The sequence below is a fragment of the Pantoea sp. GbtcB22 genome, assembly GCF_019091025.1.
Lineage (GTDB): Bacteria > Pseudomonadota > Gammaproteobacteria > Enterobacterales > Enterobacteriaceae > Pantoea > Pantoea leporis.
Genome location: NZ_JAGXKB010000002.1, coordinates 305,281 through 325,127 on the forward strand (window position 1 = coordinate 305,281; position 19,847 = coordinate 325,127).

A 19,847-nucleotide genomic window follows, 5' to 3' on the forward strand; every position below is an offset into this window, starting at 1 on the left:
GGTTAACGGGATTAACTATAGGGATATTTATGTACCACAGTGATGCGGTGATACGGCAGCTACAGGCGCAAAGGATTCTGGCAGAAAAGCTCGACAATGCCGTTTCCGGCGTTATTGATGTAGTTTCGGATCAGGTCAGTAAGATCAATAAAGGGGCGACCCGGCTTTCATTTTATGCATCGTGTTTTACTGATGAATACATGGACGTCTGTAAAAATCAGATGCTGGAAGATAATCGTTTTAGAAAAGCAGTCGTTCGGTTAATAAAAGACAGAGATATTATTTTTGCACTGTTGCAAACCTACATAGACTATCAGCTTGGAGGCAGATCTTATCGCCAACTCGAAGCAATTAAAATTCATCTAATGCGAGCACACATTCACATTGCAGCCAGCACACTAACTACGCGCGCATTTGGTGCTGGAGCGGCTATGGCTGTCGTCATGGGGATGAATATAACGCTTCCTGTTGGCCGTAATGTTGGTACTGCAGTTGGTGCGGCAGCGTCAGTATAGGGAATTTATGCCATAGTTCAAAACGCAGCAGACAGCGCAAAGCGCTTGCAAATAATGCACCCTCCTTTTTACCACGCATTGTATATGCGAGAACTCGAAATGATGTATTTCCTTATTGAACCTTCATTTATGCGGGCTGGTGCGCTAAAAAATCAATGGCTTTCAGATTACGAAGTCGCTGGAGTATTGATGAAGTTAGTGGGGAAATGATGAAGAAATTTTTAAAGCAATGGTTAATATCAGAATCGAAGTTCCTGATCTGCACTTACGTGCCGATAGTATTAACAATACTTTTTGCGTTACTACAAATTTACTTTTTCCCAGATAGCAGTATGTTAGGTGTGGGGATATTTTATTTGTGCTCACTATCATTTGTCATCTACAAATGTCGTTAAATTTAAGTTTGAAGTATTTTTGTTTAGGTGCCTATTTTTGCAGGCTAAACATATGTTCTTGATTGTGAATTTAAGACTCTTAGAGAAATAGCATATGTTCAATGTAATTAGGTGTAAATGCTCGTCAGACTTGTATACGAGTAGGTTGGAGTAAAACTATGAGAGGGTTTTTAAATCGGTGGTTGATAACGCAATTGCAATTTCTATTACGCATATACGTTCCCGTTTTATGTGCGCTTGTGTTTGGTATGTTGAAATTTTATTTCTATCCTGAGAGTGGGATGATGAGTGTATGTATAGTTTACCTGTGCGCGTATATTTTTGTTGTTTATAAATGTCGAAAACTTTAAGGGATTAAATATGTCAACTCCAGCACATATCTGGTTAGAAGATGAAAGCGGTTCGCCGATTGTGGGCTCGTGCATGATGCCGACCAGACTCGGTTCGATAGAGCTCAACTCCGTCATGCACAACATTACCATCCCGGTGGATCCGCACACGGGAAGGCTTACGGCCACAAGAATTCATGCACCAATATCCGTTCAAAAGGAGTTCGATAGAACAACGCCGGTGCTGTTTCGTGCATTGTGTCAGGCCAGAACGCTGAAATCAGCGACCATCAAGATGTACCGAATTAACGAAGCGGGTATTGAGGTCGAGTATTTAATATCCGCCTGGATAACGTCAAAATCTCCAGCATCTCACCGGCTCTGCTGCCAAACGGCCAGACCAGCACGCATCTGGAAAATATTGAGCTACGATCTGAAACGATTACATGGAAATACGTGGACGGTAACATCGTGTTTAAGGATGGATGGAATGAGAGGATGATTGCTTAGCTTCTGGCTAAGATTGCTGACGCTGAGGATTAGAAATACATGAACAAAATAGTATTGCTCAAAGACGATATAACCAAAGTCCCAGTGGAAGCCATTGTGAACGCCGCCAATACCTCCTTGCTTGGCGGCGGCGGAGTTGATGGCGCCATCCATCGTGCGGGCGGGCCAGCGATTTTGGCTGAGTGTCAGCAAATCAGGAATCGACAAGGTGGCTGCAAAGTCGGAAATGCAGTGATCACCACGGCGGGTGATTTGCCAGCAAAATATGTCATTCACACCGTTGGTCCACACTGGCATGACGGGCAACATGACGAAGAAACGCTGTTGAAAAATGCCTATCTGAGCTGTTTTAAACTGGTAAAAGAATACGGCATTCAAACCGTTTCGTTTCCTAATATTAGCACTGGTATATACAGATTTCCGAAAGTGCTGGCGGCTGAAATCGCACTAGCCGTGATTGATCAGTGTTTGCGTGAGAACGCCAATCTCGAGCAAGTCAATTTGGTCTGCTTTGATGAGGAAAATTACGACCTGTATTCAAAAATGCTTGGGCAATAAAGTTCTGTATAATTTCATTCAGCCGCACTCGAATAACGATATATTTACGGTTGGCTAAACAACATTGATGGCTATCTTATCGCCATCTTAAGCCGGGAAAAATGGCAATTTTTTACCCTTACTCAATAATCAAAAGGAATGGTTAATAACATGGGGTTTAGATTTCGAAAATCGATAAGCATTATTCCAGGTGTAAGGATGAACCTGAGCTGCTCGGGTGCGAGTATGAGTGTTGGGCCGCGAGGGGCATCCGTTTCGTTCGGCAAACGCGGTACTTATGCCAATCTGGGACTTCCAGGGACGGGATTGAGCTATCGAACTCGTTTAGATCGAGCAAGTGCAGCGAGCAGAAAACGCAATGCTTCTCGACAAGAGGATCCCTATTTACGGCAAGAGCTTGAGCAAGAGGTGGAAGCGCTTAATCAGGCTGTAGACGATATTGTGAATATCTATCTCCTTACACCTGATCCTCGTACGGGGCATTCCTACTCCGAGCTCGAAGCGCATTATCGGCAGTTGATGTTGCAGCCCTACAATGTGCCTGCACCTGTCCGTCCCGAAAAGCCCGTTCCTCTTATTGCACCTGAACAACCTGATGACAATCAAGGTCGTGGTCTTATTGGACGAATATTTGAATCAGCTTCTGCTCGCCAGGATCGGCAAACACGTAATATTGAGCAATGGCAACGAGAAGTAAAAGAGTGCGAACAGGAAAACGAACTTTCTCTGAAGCGATATCAGGCGATGCGTCAGCGCTGGGCGGAGCTATACGCTAACTGGAAATTCGATGCGGCTGAACATGAAAAGAAGATTGCAAGCAAGTTGGCAAATATTGAATCGCAATTCGCCACCGATAACAGCTATTTCGAATCACTTCTGTCCGAAGTCATTCTAGCTGCGGACTGGCCACGCGAGACGCTGGTGTCGTTTCAGGTGAATGCCTCCACATCTGAAATTCTCATTGAAGTAGATTTGCCAGAATATGAAATGCTGCCTACTTCATCAGTACGGGTGAATGCCCGTGGAACAGAGATTATTGAAAAAGAGTTGTCACAAAAGGCGATGCGAGAACGTTATGCTTTGCATGTGCATGGTATCGTATTGCGGCTGGCTGGTATGGCTTTTTGCGCGCTGCCATTTAATACCGTTATCATTAGCGGCTTTACTCAGCGAATCAGTAAACAGACCGGGCACTTAAATGATGAATACATCCTATCCTCACGTATTGAACGTTATTTATTTGAACGGCTCAACTTTAGCAATCTGGAAAATGTCAGCCCGATTGACGCTTTTGATAAATTCCAAACACAGCGTCGCATGAGCGCAACATTCATTTTTCAACCCGTTACACCTATTGTTTGAGAAGATGATCGCGGCCTCTACTACTCGGAAACCCTAACCAAATTTGACGCGACCGCATTGATTCAGTCTATATCGGGTGACAAAAGGATCTGTAATAACCCCACACCCATAAAAAAAGCGGCCCTAAGGCCGCCAAAAACCTCAACTGCAGTGAACATTGAGGAAGGAGGTTAATAAACGGATTAGCCTTTCACGCCACCAGCCGTTAGGCCGCTGACCAGCCAGCGTTGGGCCAGCAGGAACACCAGCGTAATCGGAATTGCAGAGAGCACCGCCGCCGCGGCAAAGTCGCCCCACAGATAGTTTTGCGGGTTGAGATATTGCTGCATGCCGACCGCCAGCGTGTAGCTATTCACATCGCGCAGCAGCAGCGACGCGACCGGCACTTCAGTAACCGCAGCGATAAATGCCAGAATAAACACCACCGCCAGAATCGGCACCGAGAGCGGCAACAGCACCAGCCGGAACGCCTGCCACGGCGTGGCGCCATCCAGCGCGGCGGCTTCTTCCAGCGAACCGTCGATGGTTTCGAAATAGCCTTTAATGGTCCAGACGTGCAGAGCAATGCCGCCGAGATAGGCAAAGATCACGCCGCCATGCGTATTCAGGCCGATAAACGGCAAATATTGTCCCAGGCGATCAAACAGCGCATAGAGCGCCACCAGCGACAGCACGGCTGGAAACATCTGGAAAATCAGCATGCCTTTAAGCAGCGTGGCGCGCCCGGCAAAACGCATGCGCGCAAAGGCATACGCGCAGGTGGTAGAAAGCGCCACAATGCCAATCGCGCTGATGGCGGCGATTTTCACCGAGTTCCACAGCCAGAGCAGCACCGGGAAGGGCGGCGGCGTCACGCGGCCATCGGCGTGCTCCACGCTGAAACCTAACGCCAGCTGCCAGTGTTCCCAGGAAATCTGCTCCGGGATCAGCGAGCCGGTGGCGAAGTTACCGGCGCGCAGTGAGATGGCGAACACCATCAGCAGCGGAAACAGGATTCCCGCAATAAACATCAGCAGCAGCAGATGCGTCATCAACAGACGCAACTTTTGCGATTTGGGTTGCACCATAGCCATAACGCCTCCTTAATCGAATTTCATCCGCACGGCTTTAAGATTGATTACCGCCAGCGCGCCCACCAGCAGGAAGATCAGCGTGGCGATCGCCGCCGCCAGACCAAAGTCCTGTCCGCCGCCACCTTCAAACGCAATGCGCCAGGTGTAATTGACCAGCAAATCGGTGTAACCCGCTGGCGTGGTGGTGCCGATACGATCCGGTCCGCCGTTGGTCAGCAGCTGCACCAGCACGAAATTATTGAAGTTAAAGGCAAAGCTGGCGATCATTAGCGGCATCAGCGGCTTCAACAGCAGTGGCAGGGTAATCAGGAAGAAGTTCTGCAGCGGCCCGGCGCCGTCCATCGCCGAGGCTTCATAAAGATCGTCCGGAATCGCTTTCAGCAGCCCCATGCAGAGAATCATCATGTAGGGATAGCCCAGCCAGGTATTCACAATCACCAGCATGGTGCGCGCCAGCGTCGGATCGCTGAACCACGCGGGCTGGAAGCCAAACAGCGCTTTCAGCATCACGTTGATTTCACCGAAGCTCTGGTTGAATAAGCCTTTGAAGATCAATATCGAGATAAACGCAGGCACGGCGTAAGGCAAAATCAGCATCACGCGATATACCGCTTTGCCTTTCAGTGCTTCCCACTGCACTAAGCAAGCCAGCACCATGCCGACCGCCACGGTGAGAATTACCGTCACAAACGAAAACAGCAGCGTCCAGCCAAAGATCGCCAGAAACGGTTTTTGAATCCCTTCATCGGTAAACACGCGAATGAAATTCTTCCAGCCGGTATTCACCGTAAAGCCCGGACTCAGCACTTCGCCGCTGCTGTTCTGATAGAAACCGCTTTCACGATTGGCCTGATAAAGCGCGCCGCTTTGCTGATTTTTCAGGTCGCCGTTGGCTTGCAGCACATACAACGGGCGCGTGCCGGAGAACTGACGCAGTGAGCTCATCACCACCAGACGACCATCCGGCAGTTCGGCCTGAATCTGGTTCAGCGCCTGACGATTGGTGGTGACGATGCGCAGCGTGGCGCGTTCACCCGGCGGTGGCGGGGCGCTGGTCAGTTTCAGCTTCTGCGATCCGCCAAAGGCAAACGCAGGCGAGACGAAGGTTTGCCCGTTGGCGGCTTCGGTCAGCACCAGCTGCCAGCGATCGCCCGCCGGGATCAGCGAGAAGTTCAGCGCCGAACCATCCTGATATTGACGGCTCAGCAACACCTGTTGCGCACGTTCCAGCGTCAGCTGGTTGGTGCTGCTGTAGTTGGTAAAGGCAATCGCCACGGTACAGGCGAGCGGAAACAGTACGAACAGCGCCATACCGGCGAGTCCGGGATAGACATAGCGCCAGGCATAAGCGCGACGATTGGCATAAATCCAGATGCCGACGGCGCTGATAATCAGCGTCACCAGCGCAAACAGATATTCACCTTTTGCATACATCAGCACGAGCAGATAGCCGACCAGCAGACAGCAGATACCGAGAAAAAGAGCCTTCAGCACGGCGCTGAACCGTGCTGTTTTCGGTTTTCCTGACATGATGCGGTTTTCCTTAACAGCCAGTAACGAGCCGGATTGCGCCGGCTCTGGTAGAGAGGATTACTTGTTGAGTCGTGCCTGCGCATCTTTCAGCGCCGCATCGACGCTTTGACGTCCGCTCAGCGCATTCAGCGTGGCGGTGCGCATCGCGTACCAGAAGGCAGCCATTTGCGGAATGTTCGGCATGATGTCGCCGTTGCGCGCGTTGGTCATGGTGGCGGCGATACGCTCATCTTTTTCCAGCGTCTGCTGGAACGATTTCAGCGCCACCGCGCCGAGCGGTTTGTCTTTGTTGACCGCATCAAGACCGGCGTCGGTCAGCAGGTAATTCTCCAGGAACTCTTTGGCCAGCTCTTTGTTCGGGCTGGCGGCGTTGATGCCGGCACTCAGCACGCCGACGAAGGTTTTCGAATTTTTGCCATGCAGCGTGGGCAGCAGCGTGACGCCGTAGTTGATTTTGCTCTTATCGATGTTGCTCCACGCCCACGGCCCGTTAATGGTCATGGCGGTTTGCCCCTTGTTAAAGGCGGCTTCAGCGATGGAGTAATCAGTATCGGCATTCAGCGTTTTGGCCTTCACCTGATCGACAAGGAAGCTCATGCCCGCTTTTGCCCCTGCGTTATCCACGCCGGTATCTTTGACGTCGTAACGGCCATCGTTGAGCTTAAAGGCATAAGCGCCGCCCGCCGCCAGCAGCGGCCAGGTGAAGTACGGCTCCTGCAGGTTAAACATCATGGCGCTCTTGCCCTGCGCGCGCATTTTCTTATCAATGGCGGCAATCTCTTCCCAGCTTTTTGGCGGCTCAGGCAGCAGATCTTTGTTGTAGATCAGGGATAACGACTCAACCGAAATCGGATAACCGATCAGCTTGCCGTTGAAGCGCACCGCGTCCCAGGTGAAGGGGAAGATTTTCTCCTGGAAGCGCGCATCCGGCGAAATCTCCGCTAACAAGCCTGACTGCGCATAGCCGCCAAAGCGATCGTGCGCCCAGAAGATGATGTCCGGGCCGTCGCCGGTGGCGGCCACCTGCGGATACTTCTCTTCCATTTTGTCCGGATGCTCAACCGTCACTTTGATGCCGGTTTCCTGCTCAAACTTTTTACCCACTTCAGCCAGGCCGTTGTAGCCCTTGTCGCCGTTGATCCAGATGACCAGCTTTCCCTCTTCAATCTTTGCAACGGCAGAGGCTGAAAACAGCACGGCCGTCAGGGCGGAAAGGGCAAGAATGCGTGCACCGGTTTTCATTGTCATAACTCCATCCTGTTAGCGGAAACGGAAATCGTTTTACCTGCCACATTGTGAGTATCTGCCGCCGCTTCTCATCCTCCCCGGCTCTACGCCTGCTTATCACCTGATGTGATCTGCGTTGTAAAACCACCCGGTTATCACGGGCTGGCGCACACAATCGTCGCTCTGCTCTGCGTCATAGCTCACAAAAATGGTTGCCTGCCGCGTTTTATCAGACAGGTTTGCAAGATCTCCTCCTCCCGTCTCCTCCCCCACGCTGATGCCGTGCGGTGGAGGATGTCGGCCTTGATGTCTTTGCCCATAGTGGTCGCCGGGGTCTGTCCGCCGACTTGCGGACAAGGAATAGCAAGCTGAGAGGAAAGCATCATGTCGAGCGTTACGTTGCGCAGTGTCTCCAAGGTGTGGGGCGAAACCGAGGTGTCGAAAAACATCAGCCTTGAGATCGCTGAAGGCGAGTTCGTGGTTTTTGTCGGACCTTCAGGCTGCGGCAAATCGACGCTGCTGCGCATGATTGCCGGTCTGGAAACCATCACCAGCGGCGATCTGTTTATTGGCGACAAACGCATGAATGAGGTGCCGCCCGCCGAGCGCGGCATCGGCATGGTGTTTCAGTCCTACGCGTTGTATCCCCACCTTTCGGTGGCTGAGAACATGTCGTTCGGCCTGAAGCTGGCCGGCACGCGCAAAGCGGAGATCCAGCAGCGGGTCAATCAGGTGGCGGAAGTGCTGCAGCTGGCGCATCTGTTGGATCGCCGTCCGAAAGCGTTGTCTGGCGGGCAGCGTCAGCGCGTGGCGATTGGCCGAACGCTGGTGGCGGAACCACGGGTGTTTCTACTCGATGAGCCGCTCTCCAACCTTGATGCGGCGCTGCGCGTGCAGATGCGCATCGAGATCTCACGCCTGCATAAGCGTTTGAAGCGCACCATGATTTACGTCACCCATGATCAGACCGAAGCGATGACGCTGGCTGATAAGATCGTGGTGCTGGATGGCGGCCACGTTGCCCAGGTCGGCAAGCCGCTCGAGCTGTATCACTATCCCGCCAATCGTTTTGTTGCCGGTTTTATCGGCTCACCGCGCATGAATTTCTTACCGGTAAAAGTCACCGCCACCGCCATCGATCAGGTTCAGGTGCGTTTACCCAATACCCAGCTGGTGTGGCTGCCGGTCGACAGCGCCGGTGTGCAGGTGGGCAGCAACATGTCGTTAGGCATTCGTCCCGAACATCTGCTCTCCAGCGATATCGCTGACGTCACCCTCGAAGGCGAGGTGACGGTGGTGGAGCAGTTGGGCCACGAAACGCAAATTCACATCCAGATTCCCGCCATTCGTCAAAGCCTGGTTTATCGCCAGGAGGACGTCGTGCTGGTAGAAGAGGGCGCCCTGATGGGCATCGGCCTGCCGCCAGAGCGTTGCCATCTTTTCCGTGAAGATGGCAGCGCCTGTCGCCGGCTACATCAGGAACCCGGTGTTTAGCCCTGCAAAACAATAAAAGCAATGACCTCAGGAGATAGAAAATGTTAACTCTGCGCAAACTCCCTATCGCGGTTGCTATCGCGGCAGGCACGCTCGCTGCCCCATCGATGGCAGTCGATTTTACCGGCTATGCCCGTTCCGGCATCGGCTGGACCGGCAGCGGCGGGGAACAGCAATGTTTTCAGGCCACCGGTGCTCAAAGTAAATACCGTCTGGGCAACGAATGTGAAACCTACGCTGAGCTGAAGCTGGGCCAGGAAGTGTGGAAAGAGGGCGATAAGAGCTTCTACTTCGATACCAACGTCGCCTATTCGGTTTCTCAGCAGAATGACTGGGAAGCGACCTCGCCCGCGTTCCGCGAAGCCAACGTCAAAGGCAAAAACCTGATCGACGCGCTGCCGGGTTCCACCATCTGGGCCGGTAAGCGTTTCTACCAGCGTCATGACGTGCATATGATCGACTTCTACTACTGGGATATATCCGGTCCCGGTGCCGGTCTGGAAGATGTCGATCTCGGCTTCGGCAAACTCTCTTTTGCCGCCACGCGCTCCTCCGAAGCGGGCGGTTCTTATACCTTCTCCAGCGATCAGATTCGTGATTACGCCACCAGCACCGCCAACGACGTGTTTGATGTGCGCCTCGCAGGTCTTGAAACCAACCCGAACGGCGTGCTGGAGCTGGGCGTCGATTATGGCCGCGCCAACGCGCGTGACGGTTATCGCCTGGAAGATAACGCCTCCAAAGATGGCTGGATGTTCACCGCCGAACATACGCAGAGCATGCTGAAGGGCTACAACAAATTCGTGCTGCAGTACGCCACCGATGCGTTGACGTCGCAGGGTAAAGGGCTGCCGCAGGGCACCAACATCAACAACAGCGGCAGCATGTATCGCGTACTCGATCACGGTGCAATTAGCCTCGCCGATCGCTGGGATCTGATGTATGTCGCCATGTACCAGAACACCGATCTCGATAACAACCGTGGTACCGAGTGGTACACCGTGGGCGTGCGCCCCATGTACAAATGGACACCAATCATGAGCACGCTGCTTGAAGTGGGCTACGACAACGTGAAGTCGCAGCAGGTTAACGAGCGCAACGGCCAGTACAAAGTGACGCTGGCGCAACAGTGGCAGGCGGGCGACAGCATCTGGTCGCGTCCGGCACTGCGTCTGTTCGCGACTTACGCCAAGTGGGATGAGAAGTGGGGTTACAGCAAAGATAGCTCAGGTGATTTGACCTCCTTTGCCTCTAACGACAGCAGCGGCAACGGCATTCTGACCAACAGCCGTGGCAACGACGATGAGGTGACATTCGGGGCGCAGATGGAGATTTGGTGGTAATGCTCCCGCATGTGGCTTAACTGAGACGATCTCTTTTCGGCGCGGCGCGCCATTGCCTGGTTCGCGCCGCCGCCTGACAGTTTTTTGAGGTTATACAATGAGAATGAAAAAAACGGTTTTTGCGCTCTGCCTGAGCGCCGCGCTGCTGGCCGGCCAAAGTTTACCGGCGCTCGCGGATGTCAATCTGGTGCCACAGGATCTCTCTGCCGCGCCCACATTCCCCGCCGCCAGCCTGCAAACGCTGAGCTGGCTGCCGGTCGATACCTCCCGCACGCAGGTCACTACGCTGAGTGAGAGCCATAGCAATCTGAATGCAGCGGGCGTGACGGGTTCGGTGGCGGCCTACAGCTTGCCAGCCAATATCGGTGAACTCACCATTACGCTGAGCAGTGAAGTGAAACAAAATCAGGTGTTCGCACCGAATGTGCTGGTGCTGGATGAGAACATGCGTCCGGCGGCCTGGTTCCCGGCGCGCTTTTTCACCTACCAGCAGCCGGGCGTGATGGCGGCGGATCGGCTGGAAGGCGTGATGAAACTGACGCCTGCGCTGGGTCAACAAAAGATCTATCTGCTGGTATTCACCACCGAGAAGGATTTGACCGAAACCACCACGTTATTGGATCCGGCGAAAGCCTACGCACGCGGTACTGGCAATGCGGTGCCGGATATTCCCGATCCGATTGCGCAGCACAGCCGCGATGGCACCCTGAAACTGAAAGTGAAAACCAGTTCAGGTTCATCCATTTTGGTTGGACCGCTGTTTGGAGCATCGAGTCCTGCGCCGGTAACGGTGGGCAATACGCAGCCGGTTGCGCCGGCGACTTATCGTGCTGCCCCGGTTTCGGATGCAAAACCTAAACCGATCATGACGGATACCGAAGGTTACTTTAATCAGAACATCCGCGAGGCGGTTGAGAAGGGCAATATCGATAAGGCGTTGAAGCTGCTGGACGAGGCCGAGCGTTTAGGCTCCACGTCGGCCAGACAGGTGTTTATCAGCAGTGTTAAAGGCAAGGGGTAATCCGCCCCGGCAGTGCTGATTTGTCCCATCTGGTGCGCTTCGGCGCACCTTTTTTATTGGGAGCCAAAGTTCGTAGCGGCGCAATTTATTGCGCAATGCTGTGTCGGAGCACGAAAGTCAAAACAACGCGATGAATCGCGCCGCTACGGATGTGTGCGTTCTTTAAGATCGCCTTCCATGGCGACCGCTGCGAATTATTTCACTTTCCGCCGGCGTTGATCGATATCCGCCAACAACGCATTGATCTGCGGGTCAGCAAACATCGCCTCCAGCGAAGCGCTGAGTTTGCGGCGCCAGTTGGGATATTGGCGGGTGGTGCTGGGAATATTCACCGGGGAAGCCATATCCAGCCACTCTTCAGGTTGCAGGCCCAGCAGCGCGCTATTGCTGTCGGCCAGATAACGCTGCATCGCCGCACTTAACGCGCGATCCATCACCTGCGGTTCGGCCTGTTCGGGCAAGCAATTACTGCGTTGCAGGCTCTTGAACAGCGCGCGGCGCGCGGCTAAGCGTGACTTATTCAGCCCGGCAAGAATCTGCTTATCAGGATAAAGCCCCAACTCGCTGCCCAGCCGTAAATCGTCGCTTTGCCACCAGCCGCGCAGGGTCGGCATATCGTGGGTAGTAGCGACCGCCATCGCCTGACGTGGCCAGCGGGCGGGGGCGCGAAAGGCCACTTTGGACGTCTGCTCAAAATAGAGCACTTTGTAGGAGTAAACGCCCGCCTGGTAAAGCTTGCCGATGATCTTCTCCGGCACCGTACCCAAATCCTCACCAATCACCATGCAGTGATGACGCTGGCTCTCCAGCGCCAGAATCGCCAGCAGATCGTCGATGGGATAATGCACATACGCGCCTTCGGCCGCGCTTTCGCCCTGCGGGATCCACCACAGTCGCAGCAGCGCCATCACGTGATCGATGCGCAGCGCGCCGCAGTCGTGCATGTTGGCGCGCAGCAGATCAATCCATGGCTGGTAGGCGCGCGCCTGCATAATCTGCGGATCCATAGGCGGCAATCCCCAGTTCTGGCCCAGCGGGCCGAGGATATCCGGCGGCGCGCCGACGCTGGCCTGCAAGCAGTAAAGCTCGCGATCGCTCCAGGTTTCCGCGCCGCCCTGCGCCACGCCCACCGCCAAATCGCGGTATAAGCCAATCGGCATCGCCTGCTGCTGGCACACCGCCCAGCAATCAGCAAACTGGCGCGCGGCCAGCCATTGCAGCCACAGATAAAAGCGCACTTCATAGGTGTGTTCGATGCGGAATGCCCGCACCGCTGCGCTGTCTGGCGACTGCAACGCCGCAGGCCAGGTTGTCCAGTCGTAGCGCTGAGGGGCTTCGGCGATCTGCGCAGCGTGCAGCGCATCAAACACGCCCTGATGCAGCAGACTTTCACCGCCTTGCTGCATAAAACATTCAAAGGCGACAACCAGGCCATCATCCGCACCGCGCTGCCTGAACTGCTGCCAGGCGAGACGCAGCGCCTCCAGCTTGAGGTGAGTAACCGCTGAATAATCGACCCACTCAGCGTCCCGCGCCGCCTGTAACGCCTGCTGCGTGCTGGTCGCCTGCCACCAGCGTTGCGCTTCTTCACTCAGCGTAAAATCCTCAACGGCGGCGACATCGATATACAGCATATTGAGCCAGCGCCGCGACGAAGGGCTGTAAGGGCTGGCGCTCTCCGGCGTTGCCGGGAACAGCGCATGCAGCGGATTCAAGCCAATACAGGCCCCGCCGCGCTGCGCGACCTCAACCAGCATCTGCTTTAAGTCGCTGAAATCGCCGATTCCCCAGTTGGACGCCGACCGCAAGGTATACAGCTGAATGCAGGCGCCCCACAGCGATTGCCCTTGCTGGATGGCTGGCGGCTCGTAACAGCGCACGGGCGCGACAATAATCCGGCAGTGAAATGCCTGCTGCTGGGCGCTAAAGCTTAGCTGGTGATAACCCAAAGGCAGCGCAGGCAAAACGATCGGCTGGTTGGCGATAGCGCGCCCTTGCCAGCGTTCGCCCTGTTCCGCGATCAGCTGCCATTCGCCTGTTATGCCGGGCGCAGGCAGCACAATCTCCGCCTGTTCTCCCTGCACGATCAATACCGGCGGCAGCGGCGAAGCGTGCGGTTGCGCGGGATGCATCGCCGCCAGCAAACGCTGGCGGGTAACGGCAGAAACCGATTGCAGCTGGCCGTGGGCGTCGATGTATTCGCTGGCGATTTCGGCGGTTGGCGTGATAGTGCTGTTCATCGCGCGGCCTGCCAGATGCGTTGCTGATAGTCGCGGATGGCGCGGTCGGCGCTAAACATGCCGCAGCGCGCGGTGTTGAGAATCGCGGCGCGCGTCCAGCCATGCTGATCGGCCCACAAGGTTTCTGCCTGCGCCTGCGCGTTGAGGTAGTGACGAAAATCGGCCAGCACCAGATAAGGATCGCCGCCTTTGGCGCTCAGGCTGTGCAGCAGCGGCTCGAACGCGGTGACGTCGCCGTCGCTAAAGGTGCCGTCTTCTAACGCTTTCAATACCCGATCCAGCTGCGCATCTTTTTTGCGCCACGCGTCAGGCGAGTAACCTTCTGCTTGCAACGCGCTGACCTGATCAACGGTATGACCAAAGATAAAGATATTGTCGCGCCCAACCTGCTCAGCGATCTCCACATTGGCGCCATCCAGCGTGCCGATGGTTAAGGCGCCGTTCAGCGCCAGCTTCATGTTGCCGGTGCCGGATGCCTCTTTGCCAGCGGTAGAAATCTGCTCGGAGAGATCCGCCGCCGGGATCAGCCGCTCGGCAACCGTAACGTTGTAATCAGGCACAAACACCACTTTCAGGCGATCGCCAATGCGCGGATCGTTGTTGATGGTGGCCGCCACTTTGTTAATCGCATAGATGATGTTTTTGGCCAGCACATAACCCGGCGCGGCCTTGGCACCAAACAGCACCACGCGCGGCGTCAGGTTGGCCTGCGGATCGCTCACCAGCGTTTGCCACAGCGCGATAATGTGCAGCAACGCCAGATGCTGACGCTTGTACTCGTGCAGGCGCTTGATCTGCACATCAAACATCGCCTCAGGATTCACCTGGATGCCGGTGCGTTCTGCGATCCATTGCGTGAGTGAAACCTTGTTCTGCTGCTTGATGGCGCGATACTGCGCCTGGAATGCGGCGTGATCGGCGTAAGTTTCTAGCGCTTTCAGCTGATCGAGATCGGTGAGCCACGGCTGATCGAGGGTTTGGCTGATCAACGCCGCCAGCGCCGGATTGCACTGATTAATCCAGCGGCGCGGCGTGATGCCGTTGGTGACGTTATGGAATTTCTCCGGCCACAGCGCGTGATATTCCGGGAACAGATCTTTCACCACCAGCTGCGAGTGCAGCGCCGCCACACCGTTTACCGCAAAGCCGCTGGTGACGCAGAGATTCGCCATGCGCAGCTGATTATTGTGTACCAGCGCCAGTTTCGCCCAGGTCACTTCGTCGCCCGGCCAGCGCGCTTCCACCTGCTTCTTCAACTGAGCATTGAGTTGGGTAACGATCAGCATGTGGCGCGGCAGCAGGGCGCGCACCATGCGCACATCCCAGCACTCCAGCGCTTCAGGCATCAAGGTGTGATTGGTGTACGCAAAGGTGCGCTGGGTAATGTGCCACGCCTCGTCCCAGCTCAGCGCGTGTTCATCCAACAGCAGGCGCATCAGCTCGGGGATCGCCAGCGTGGGATGGGTATCGTTGAGCTGAATCACTTCATGATCCGGCAAGCTGGCAATGCTACGGCCGGCGCGCTGATGACGGCGCAGAATATCCGCCAGCGAGCAAGCGCACTGGAAATACTGCTGCATCAGGCGCAGCTTTTTGCCGTTGTCGTGATTGTCGTTGGGGTAGAGCACTTTAGTGAGTTTTTCAGCTTCAATGCCCGGCTGCTCGGCGCGCAGAAAATCCCCGCTATTGAAGCGCTGCAAATTAAACGGCTGCGCATGTTTCGCCTGCCACAAGCGCAGCGGCTGAGTGACGCCATTCTGATAACCGACCACCGGCAGATCCCAGGCTTCGCCGAGAATTTGCACCGCCGGCTCCCAGCGCGCAACGCCATTGTGCGTGATGACTTTGCCGCCGAGATGCACCGGCACAGTTAACGCCGCGTTATGGTTAAACCACGGATAGCTGTCGCGCTGCCAGTCATCCGGCATCTCCTGCTGCGCGCCATCAACAAAGTGCTGGCGGAACAGGCCGTACTGATAATTGAGTCCGTAGCCGGTGGCGGGTTGTCCCACGGTCGCCATCGAATCGAGAAAACAGGCGGCGAGCCGACCCAAACCGCCGTTGCCCAGCGCCGGATCGGTTTCACACGCTTCCACGTCGCTCAGCGTGATATTCCACTCGGCCAGCGCCTCGTTCACCTCGTCATACCAGCCAAGGTTGAGCAGATTGTTGCCGGTCAGTCGGCCAATCAAAAACTCCATCGAGATGTAGTTAACGTGACGCTGCGGCGTGGCCGCAGGCGGCGCAGGCATCTCCGCCAGCATGTCGGCCAGTGCGCCACTCAGCGCCTGCCACCATTGGTTTGGCGTCATCTCTTGCGCATCGTGCAGACCAAAACGTTGCCATTGTCGGGTTAGCGCGTGTTTAAAACGGGTACGGTCAAATTTCATAATCAGTCCTGTAAGGGTGGAGGTGAATGTGCTTCATTCTGCGCGTCAGCCATTACGCGCTCCTCCTCCTGCACCAAATTCAGCGGGGAGGATGAGCGGGGAGGAGAGGCTGAGGGAAATCTTAAAGTGTGACAGGAATGTGATAACCGTCGCTTTTGTTAAGACTGCTTAATGGGTTAGCTTGCATTAGGTAAACGAATATCTGAACGTATGTGACTATTAATTACGAAGCGTAAAATAATGATGCGCCACGTTTAGGGAGAAGCGTTTACCGATGTTAATACCCTCCAAACTTAGCCGACCGGTCCGCCTTGAGAACACGGTTGCGCGCGAGCGCCTGATGCAAAAACTCGGCGCGGCGGGCAATTACCGTTTGGTATTGGTGACCAGTCCGGCGGGATATGGCAAAACCACGCTGATCTCGCAATGGGCGGCGGGGAAAGCCAATCTGGGCTGGTATTCACTGGATGAGGGCGACAATCAGCCTGAACGCTTCGTCGATTACCTCATCGCAGCGCTGCAGCAGGCAACGCAGGGCGGCTGCGCCTCCAGCGAAGCGCTGGCGCAGAAACGGCAGTACATCAACTTAAATGCGCTGTTCGCTCAACTGTTCAGTGAGCTGGCGGCGTGGCAGCAACCGATTTGGCTGATCATTGACGATTACCATCACATCACCAATCCCGCGATTCATGACGCGATGCGCTTCTTTCTCCGCAACCAGCCGGAAAATGTGACGCTGATTTTGCTGTCACGTAATCTGCCGCAGCTCGGCATTGCCAACCTGCGCGTGCGCGAACAGCTGATTGAGTTAGGCAGCCAGCAGCTGGCGTTTACCCATCACGAAGCCAAACAGTTTTTTGATTGCCGCCTGACAACGCCGCTGGAATCGGAAGAGAGCGGGCGTCTGTGCGATGACGTGGCGGGTTGGGCGACGGCGCTGCAGCTGATCGCGCTCTCGACGCGTCAGGGCGCGAGCTCCGCTCAGGATTCCGCGCGCCGCCTTTCCGGCATTAACGCCAGCCATCTGGCGGATTATCTGGTTGAGGAGGTGCTGAATAACGTGGATAGCGCCACACGACATTTCTTACTGAAAAGCGCGCTGCTGCGATCGATGAACGATACGCTGATCGCCTGCGTAACCGGCGAAGAACAAGGGCAGATGCGGCTGGAAGAGATTGAACGTCAGGGCCTGTTTTTGCAGCGCATGGATAACTCGGGCGAGTGGTTTAGCTATCATCCGCTGTTTGGCAGTTTTTTGCGTCAGCGCTGTCAGTGGGAACTGGCGGCGGAACTGCCTGCGCTGCATCGCGCGGCGGCTGAAAGCTGGATGCGGCTGGGTTTCCCTGGCGAAGCGATCCATCATGCGCTGGCCGCCGGTGATGCGTTGATGCTGCGCGATGTGCTGCTGCAATACGCCTGGACGCTGTTTAATCAGAGCGAACTCACGCTGCTGGAAGATTCTCTCAAGGCACTGCCATGGGAGATTCTGCTGGAAAATCCAAAGTTAGTGCTGTTACAGGCGTGGCTGATGCAAAGCCAGCACCGGTTTTCCGAGGTGAGCAGTTTGCTCACGCGTTTTGAGCACTCCTGCAGCGAACAGATTGATGATGTGCTGCGCGGCGAATTCAACGCGCTGCTGGCACAGGTTTCGATAAATGACGGTAACGCTGAAGAAGCCGAGCGGCTGGCGTTGCTGGCGCTCGATGCGCTGCCGGAAAGCCGTCAATACAGCTGCATCGTAGCGACGTCGGTATTGGGCGAAGTGATGCACTGCAAAGGCGAGCTGAGCAGTTCGCTGAAGCTGATGCGCCAGACCGAGCAGATGGCGCGCCGCGAGGAAGCGTGGAATTACGCGTTGTGGAGTCTGATTCAGCAGAGTGAGATTCTCTTTGCGCAGGGGTTTTTACAGTCCGCATATGAGATACAGGAGCGGGCATTTGTGCTGGTGAAAGAGCAGCATCTGACACAGTTCCCGATGCATGAATTCCTGCTGCGAATTCGCGCGCAACTGTTGTGGGCGTGGGGCCGACTCGACGAAGCAGAACAGGCGGCGCGCGAAGGGATAAAAGTGCTGAAAGGCTATCAGCCGCAGCAGCAGATTCAGTGCCTCGGTTTGCTGGTGCAGTGTTCGCTGGCGCGCGGCAATCTCGATAATGCGCGCAGCCACCTGAGTCGGTTGGAGAATCTGCTTAACAACGGATCGCTGCACAGCGACTGGATCGCTAATGCCGATAAGGTGAGAGTGATTTTTTGGCAGATGACCGGCGACAGCCAAAGCGCCAGTAGCTGGATGCGCCAGACGGTGAAACCGGAGTTTGCCAACAATCACTTCCTGCAAGGGCAGTGGCGCAATGTCGCGCGTGCGCAGATTCTGCTGGGAAATATGAGCCAGGCCGAAGTGGTGCTCGATGAGCTGAATGACAATGCGCGCGCGCTGAATCTGATGAGCGATATGAATCGCAATCTGCTGCTGCTAAATCAGATTTACTGGCAAACTCAGCGCAAAGCAGAAGCGCAGCAGGCGCTGACCGAAGCATTAAAACTGGCGCGCAGCACCGGTTTCGTCAGCCATTTTGTGATTGAAGGTGAAGCGATGGCGCAGCAGCTGCGTCAGCTGATTCAACTTAACACGCTGGATGAACTCGATAATCATCGCGCCAGACGCATTCTCAGCGAGATTAATAAATATCATCGCCATAAGTTTGCCCATTTTGACGAGGGCTTTGTTAGCCGCCTGATTAATCATCCTGATGTGCCGGAACTGATTCGCACCAGCCCGCTAACCCAACGCGAATGGCAGGTTTTGGGGCTGATCTATTCGGGATACAGTAATGACCAGATTGCTGGCGAGCTGGATGTTGCTGCTACCACCATCAAAACGCATATCCGCAATCTGTACCAAAAACTGGGCGTAACGCACCGCGCGGAAGCGATGAATCAGGCGCAGTCGATGCTGCGGATGATGGGGTATGTTTAAGGCGGACACCGGCTCGCGGTTCAGACATATTCCAGAACATAATGTCCCTCTGAAGGGGAGCGGATATATGCAAACCCAGACACGCCCAAGTGCATACCTGCAATCAATAGGTTTTCTCGTGAAGCGCGCTCAAGAATTGCTCTTCGTGTTTGCTCTGCCTGGTCAGGATCGTAATCAAAGGCGATTGAAACTTGCGGATGGGCAATTTGAATATGCGGATAATGCGTAATATCACCCCAAATCAGTAATTTTTCATCGCGGGAATCTATCAGGTAGCCGCTGTGACCAGGCGTATGTCCCGGTAGGCTGACTGCGGTGATATCTTCAGCAATCGCTGTTTCTTCCGTAAATCGAACAGTTGAATAAGCTTCGAACGTGCGACGAAACAGCGAACCATTCATCAGTGCGCGTTCACTCAGGCTAGTTAATTTTTCATTATCCAGCCAGAAGTTTGCTTCTGCTTTGCTAATGTAGAGTGCTGCATTTCGGTAAGCGGGTCGCCCATTCTCATCCAGCAGACCGCCAATATGATCGGGATGTGCGTGGGTCAACAACACGGTATCAACCTCGTCAGGCATGATGCCGGATAAAAGGAGGTTTCGTCTTAATTCTCCACCGATATGATTGAGGTTTCCCATACCCGAATCGATCAATATTATTCGTCCCGCTCCACGGATGAGATAGCTATTAATTTGGATATCATCCGCTGCTTTTATTCCGGCGTGTTGCTGTATATTTACCGCTGCTTCAGGTGCTATTCCAGATAACAGACTCAGGCTGGCTTTCATCACGCCATCACTAAGCGCAGTGACCTTATAATTGCCGATATCCCTTGCGCTGAATAAATTCGTCAAAATTACCTCGTCAAATGTAGATAATA

General features: G+C 54.7%; 13 protein-coding genes and 1 pseudogene. 8 read left to right on the forward strand and 6 right to left on the reverse strand.

Annotated features, from left to right (window positions below; genetic code table 11):
- Positions 1-29 precede the first annotated feature (29 nt).
- The 4 genes and pseudogenes from KVT28_RS09275 to KVT28_RS09290 all read left to right on the forward strand — a co-directional run bounded on the left by KVT28_RS09275 (position 30) and on the right by KVT28_RS09290 (position 3,669).
- Positions 30-515, forward strand: a complete 486-nt coding sequence (locus tag KVT28_RS09275; protein WP_254633491.1) for a hypothetical protein — start codon at positions 30-32, stop codon at positions 513-515.
- A gap of 755 nt (positions 516-1,270) precedes the next feature.
- Positions 1,271-1,749 (forward strand): annotated as a pseudogene (locus tag KVT28_RS09280) (Hcp family type VI secretion system effector).
- Between the two features lie 39 nt (positions 1,750-1,788).
- Positions 1,789-2,307: an O-acetyl-ADP-ribose deacetylase gene (locus KVT28_RS09285; protein ID WP_217547925.1), complete on the forward strand. Its 519-nt coding sequence runs from the start codon at positions 1,789-1,791 to the stop codon at positions 2,305-2,307.
- A gap of 150 nt (positions 2,308-2,457) precedes the next feature.
- Complete coding sequence (locus KVT28_RS09290; RefSeq protein WP_217547927.1) at positions 2,458-3,669, forward strand: DUF4236 domain-containing protein; 1,212 nt, start codon at positions 2,458-2,460, stop codon at positions 3,667-3,669.
- 182 nt (positions 3,670-3,851) lie between these two features.
- Here KVT28_RS09290 and malG read toward each other — a convergent pair whose 3' ends face one another.
- Genes malG through malE form a run of 3 tightly spaced genes read right to left on the reverse strand, consistent with a single transcriptional unit; the run spans position 3,852 to position 7,523 of the window.
- A complete protein-coding gene (gene malG, locus KVT28_RS09295; RefSeq protein ID WP_008110659.1) occupies positions 3,852-4,742 on the reverse strand; it encodes a maltose ABC transporter permease MalG in 891 nt (296 codons plus the stop codon).
- 9 nt (positions 4,743-4,751) lie between these two features.
- Positions 4,752-6,272, reverse strand: coding sequence for a maltose ABC transporter permease MalF (gene malF / locus KVT28_RS09300; protein WP_217547930.1), 1,521 nt, complete (start codon positions 6,270-6,272; stop codon positions 4,752-4,754).
- Positions 6,273-6,332: 60 nt separating this feature from the next.
- Positions 6,333-7,523, reverse strand: a complete 1,191-nt coding sequence (gene malE, locus KVT28_RS09305; RefSeq protein WP_192235192.1) for a maltose/maltodextrin ABC transporter substrate-binding protein MalE — start codon at positions 7,521-7,523, stop codon at positions 6,333-6,335.
- Positions 7,524-7,886: 363 nt separating this feature from the next.
- Here malE and malK point away from each other — a divergent pair, with 363 nt between their 5' ends.
- The 3 genes from malK to malM all read left to right on the forward strand — a co-directional run bounded on the left by malK (position 7,887) and on the right by malM (position 11,360).
- Entirely contained in the window at positions 7,887-8,996 is a 1,110-nt protein-coding gene (malK, locus tag KVT28_RS09310) for a maltose/maltodextrin ABC transporter ATP-binding protein MalK (protein WP_101761287.1), read from the forward strand.
- Between the two features lie 41 nt (positions 8,997-9,037).
- Positions 9,038-10,339 (forward strand): maltoporin, encoded by a 1,302-nt coding sequence (locus KVT28_RS09315; RefSeq protein WP_137387053.1) that lies wholly within the window; start codon positions 9,038-9,040, stop codon positions 10,337-10,339.
- 97 nt (positions 10,340-10,436) lie between these two features.
- Positions 10,437-11,360, forward strand: coding sequence for a maltose operon protein MalM (gene malM, locus KVT28_RS09320; RefSeq protein ID WP_217547933.1), 924 nt, complete (start codon positions 10,437-10,439; stop codon positions 11,358-11,360).
- A 194-nt stretch (positions 11,361-11,554) separates the two neighbouring features.
- On the opposite strand, the gene malQ is transcribed toward malM, so the two are convergent.
- Both malQ and malP read right to left on the reverse strand, forming a co-directional pair.
- Positions 11,555-13,600, reverse strand: coding sequence for a 4-alpha-glucanotransferase (gene malQ / locus KVT28_RS09325; RefSeq protein ID WP_217547935.1), 2,046 nt, complete (start codon positions 13,598-13,600; stop codon positions 11,555-11,557).
- Positions 13,597-15,990 (reverse strand): maltodextrin phosphorylase, encoded by a 2,394-nt coding sequence (malP, locus tag KVT28_RS09330; protein WP_217547937.1) that lies wholly within the window; start codon positions 15,988-15,990, stop codon positions 13,597-13,599. Before malP ends, malQ begins: the two co-directional genes overlap by 4 nt.
- 274 nt (positions 15,991-16,264) lie before the next feature.
- Here malP and malT point away from each other — a divergent pair, with 274 nt between their 5' ends.
- Positions 16,265-18,967 carry an HTH-type transcriptional regulator MalT gene (gene malT / locus KVT28_RS09335; RefSeq protein ID WP_101761292.1) on the forward strand — a complete coding sequence of 901 codons (2,703 nt, stop codon included), beginning with the start codon at positions 16,265-16,267 and terminating at the stop codon, positions 18,965-18,967.
- 20 nt (positions 18,968-18,987) lie between these two features.
- Here malT and KVT28_RS09340 read toward each other — a convergent pair whose 3' ends face one another.
- A complete protein-coding gene (locus tag KVT28_RS09340; protein WP_368734926.1) occupies positions 18,988-19,824 on the reverse strand; it encodes an MBL fold metallo-hydrolase in 837 nt (278 codons plus the stop codon).
- Positions 19,825-19,847: the final 23 nt, after the last annotated feature.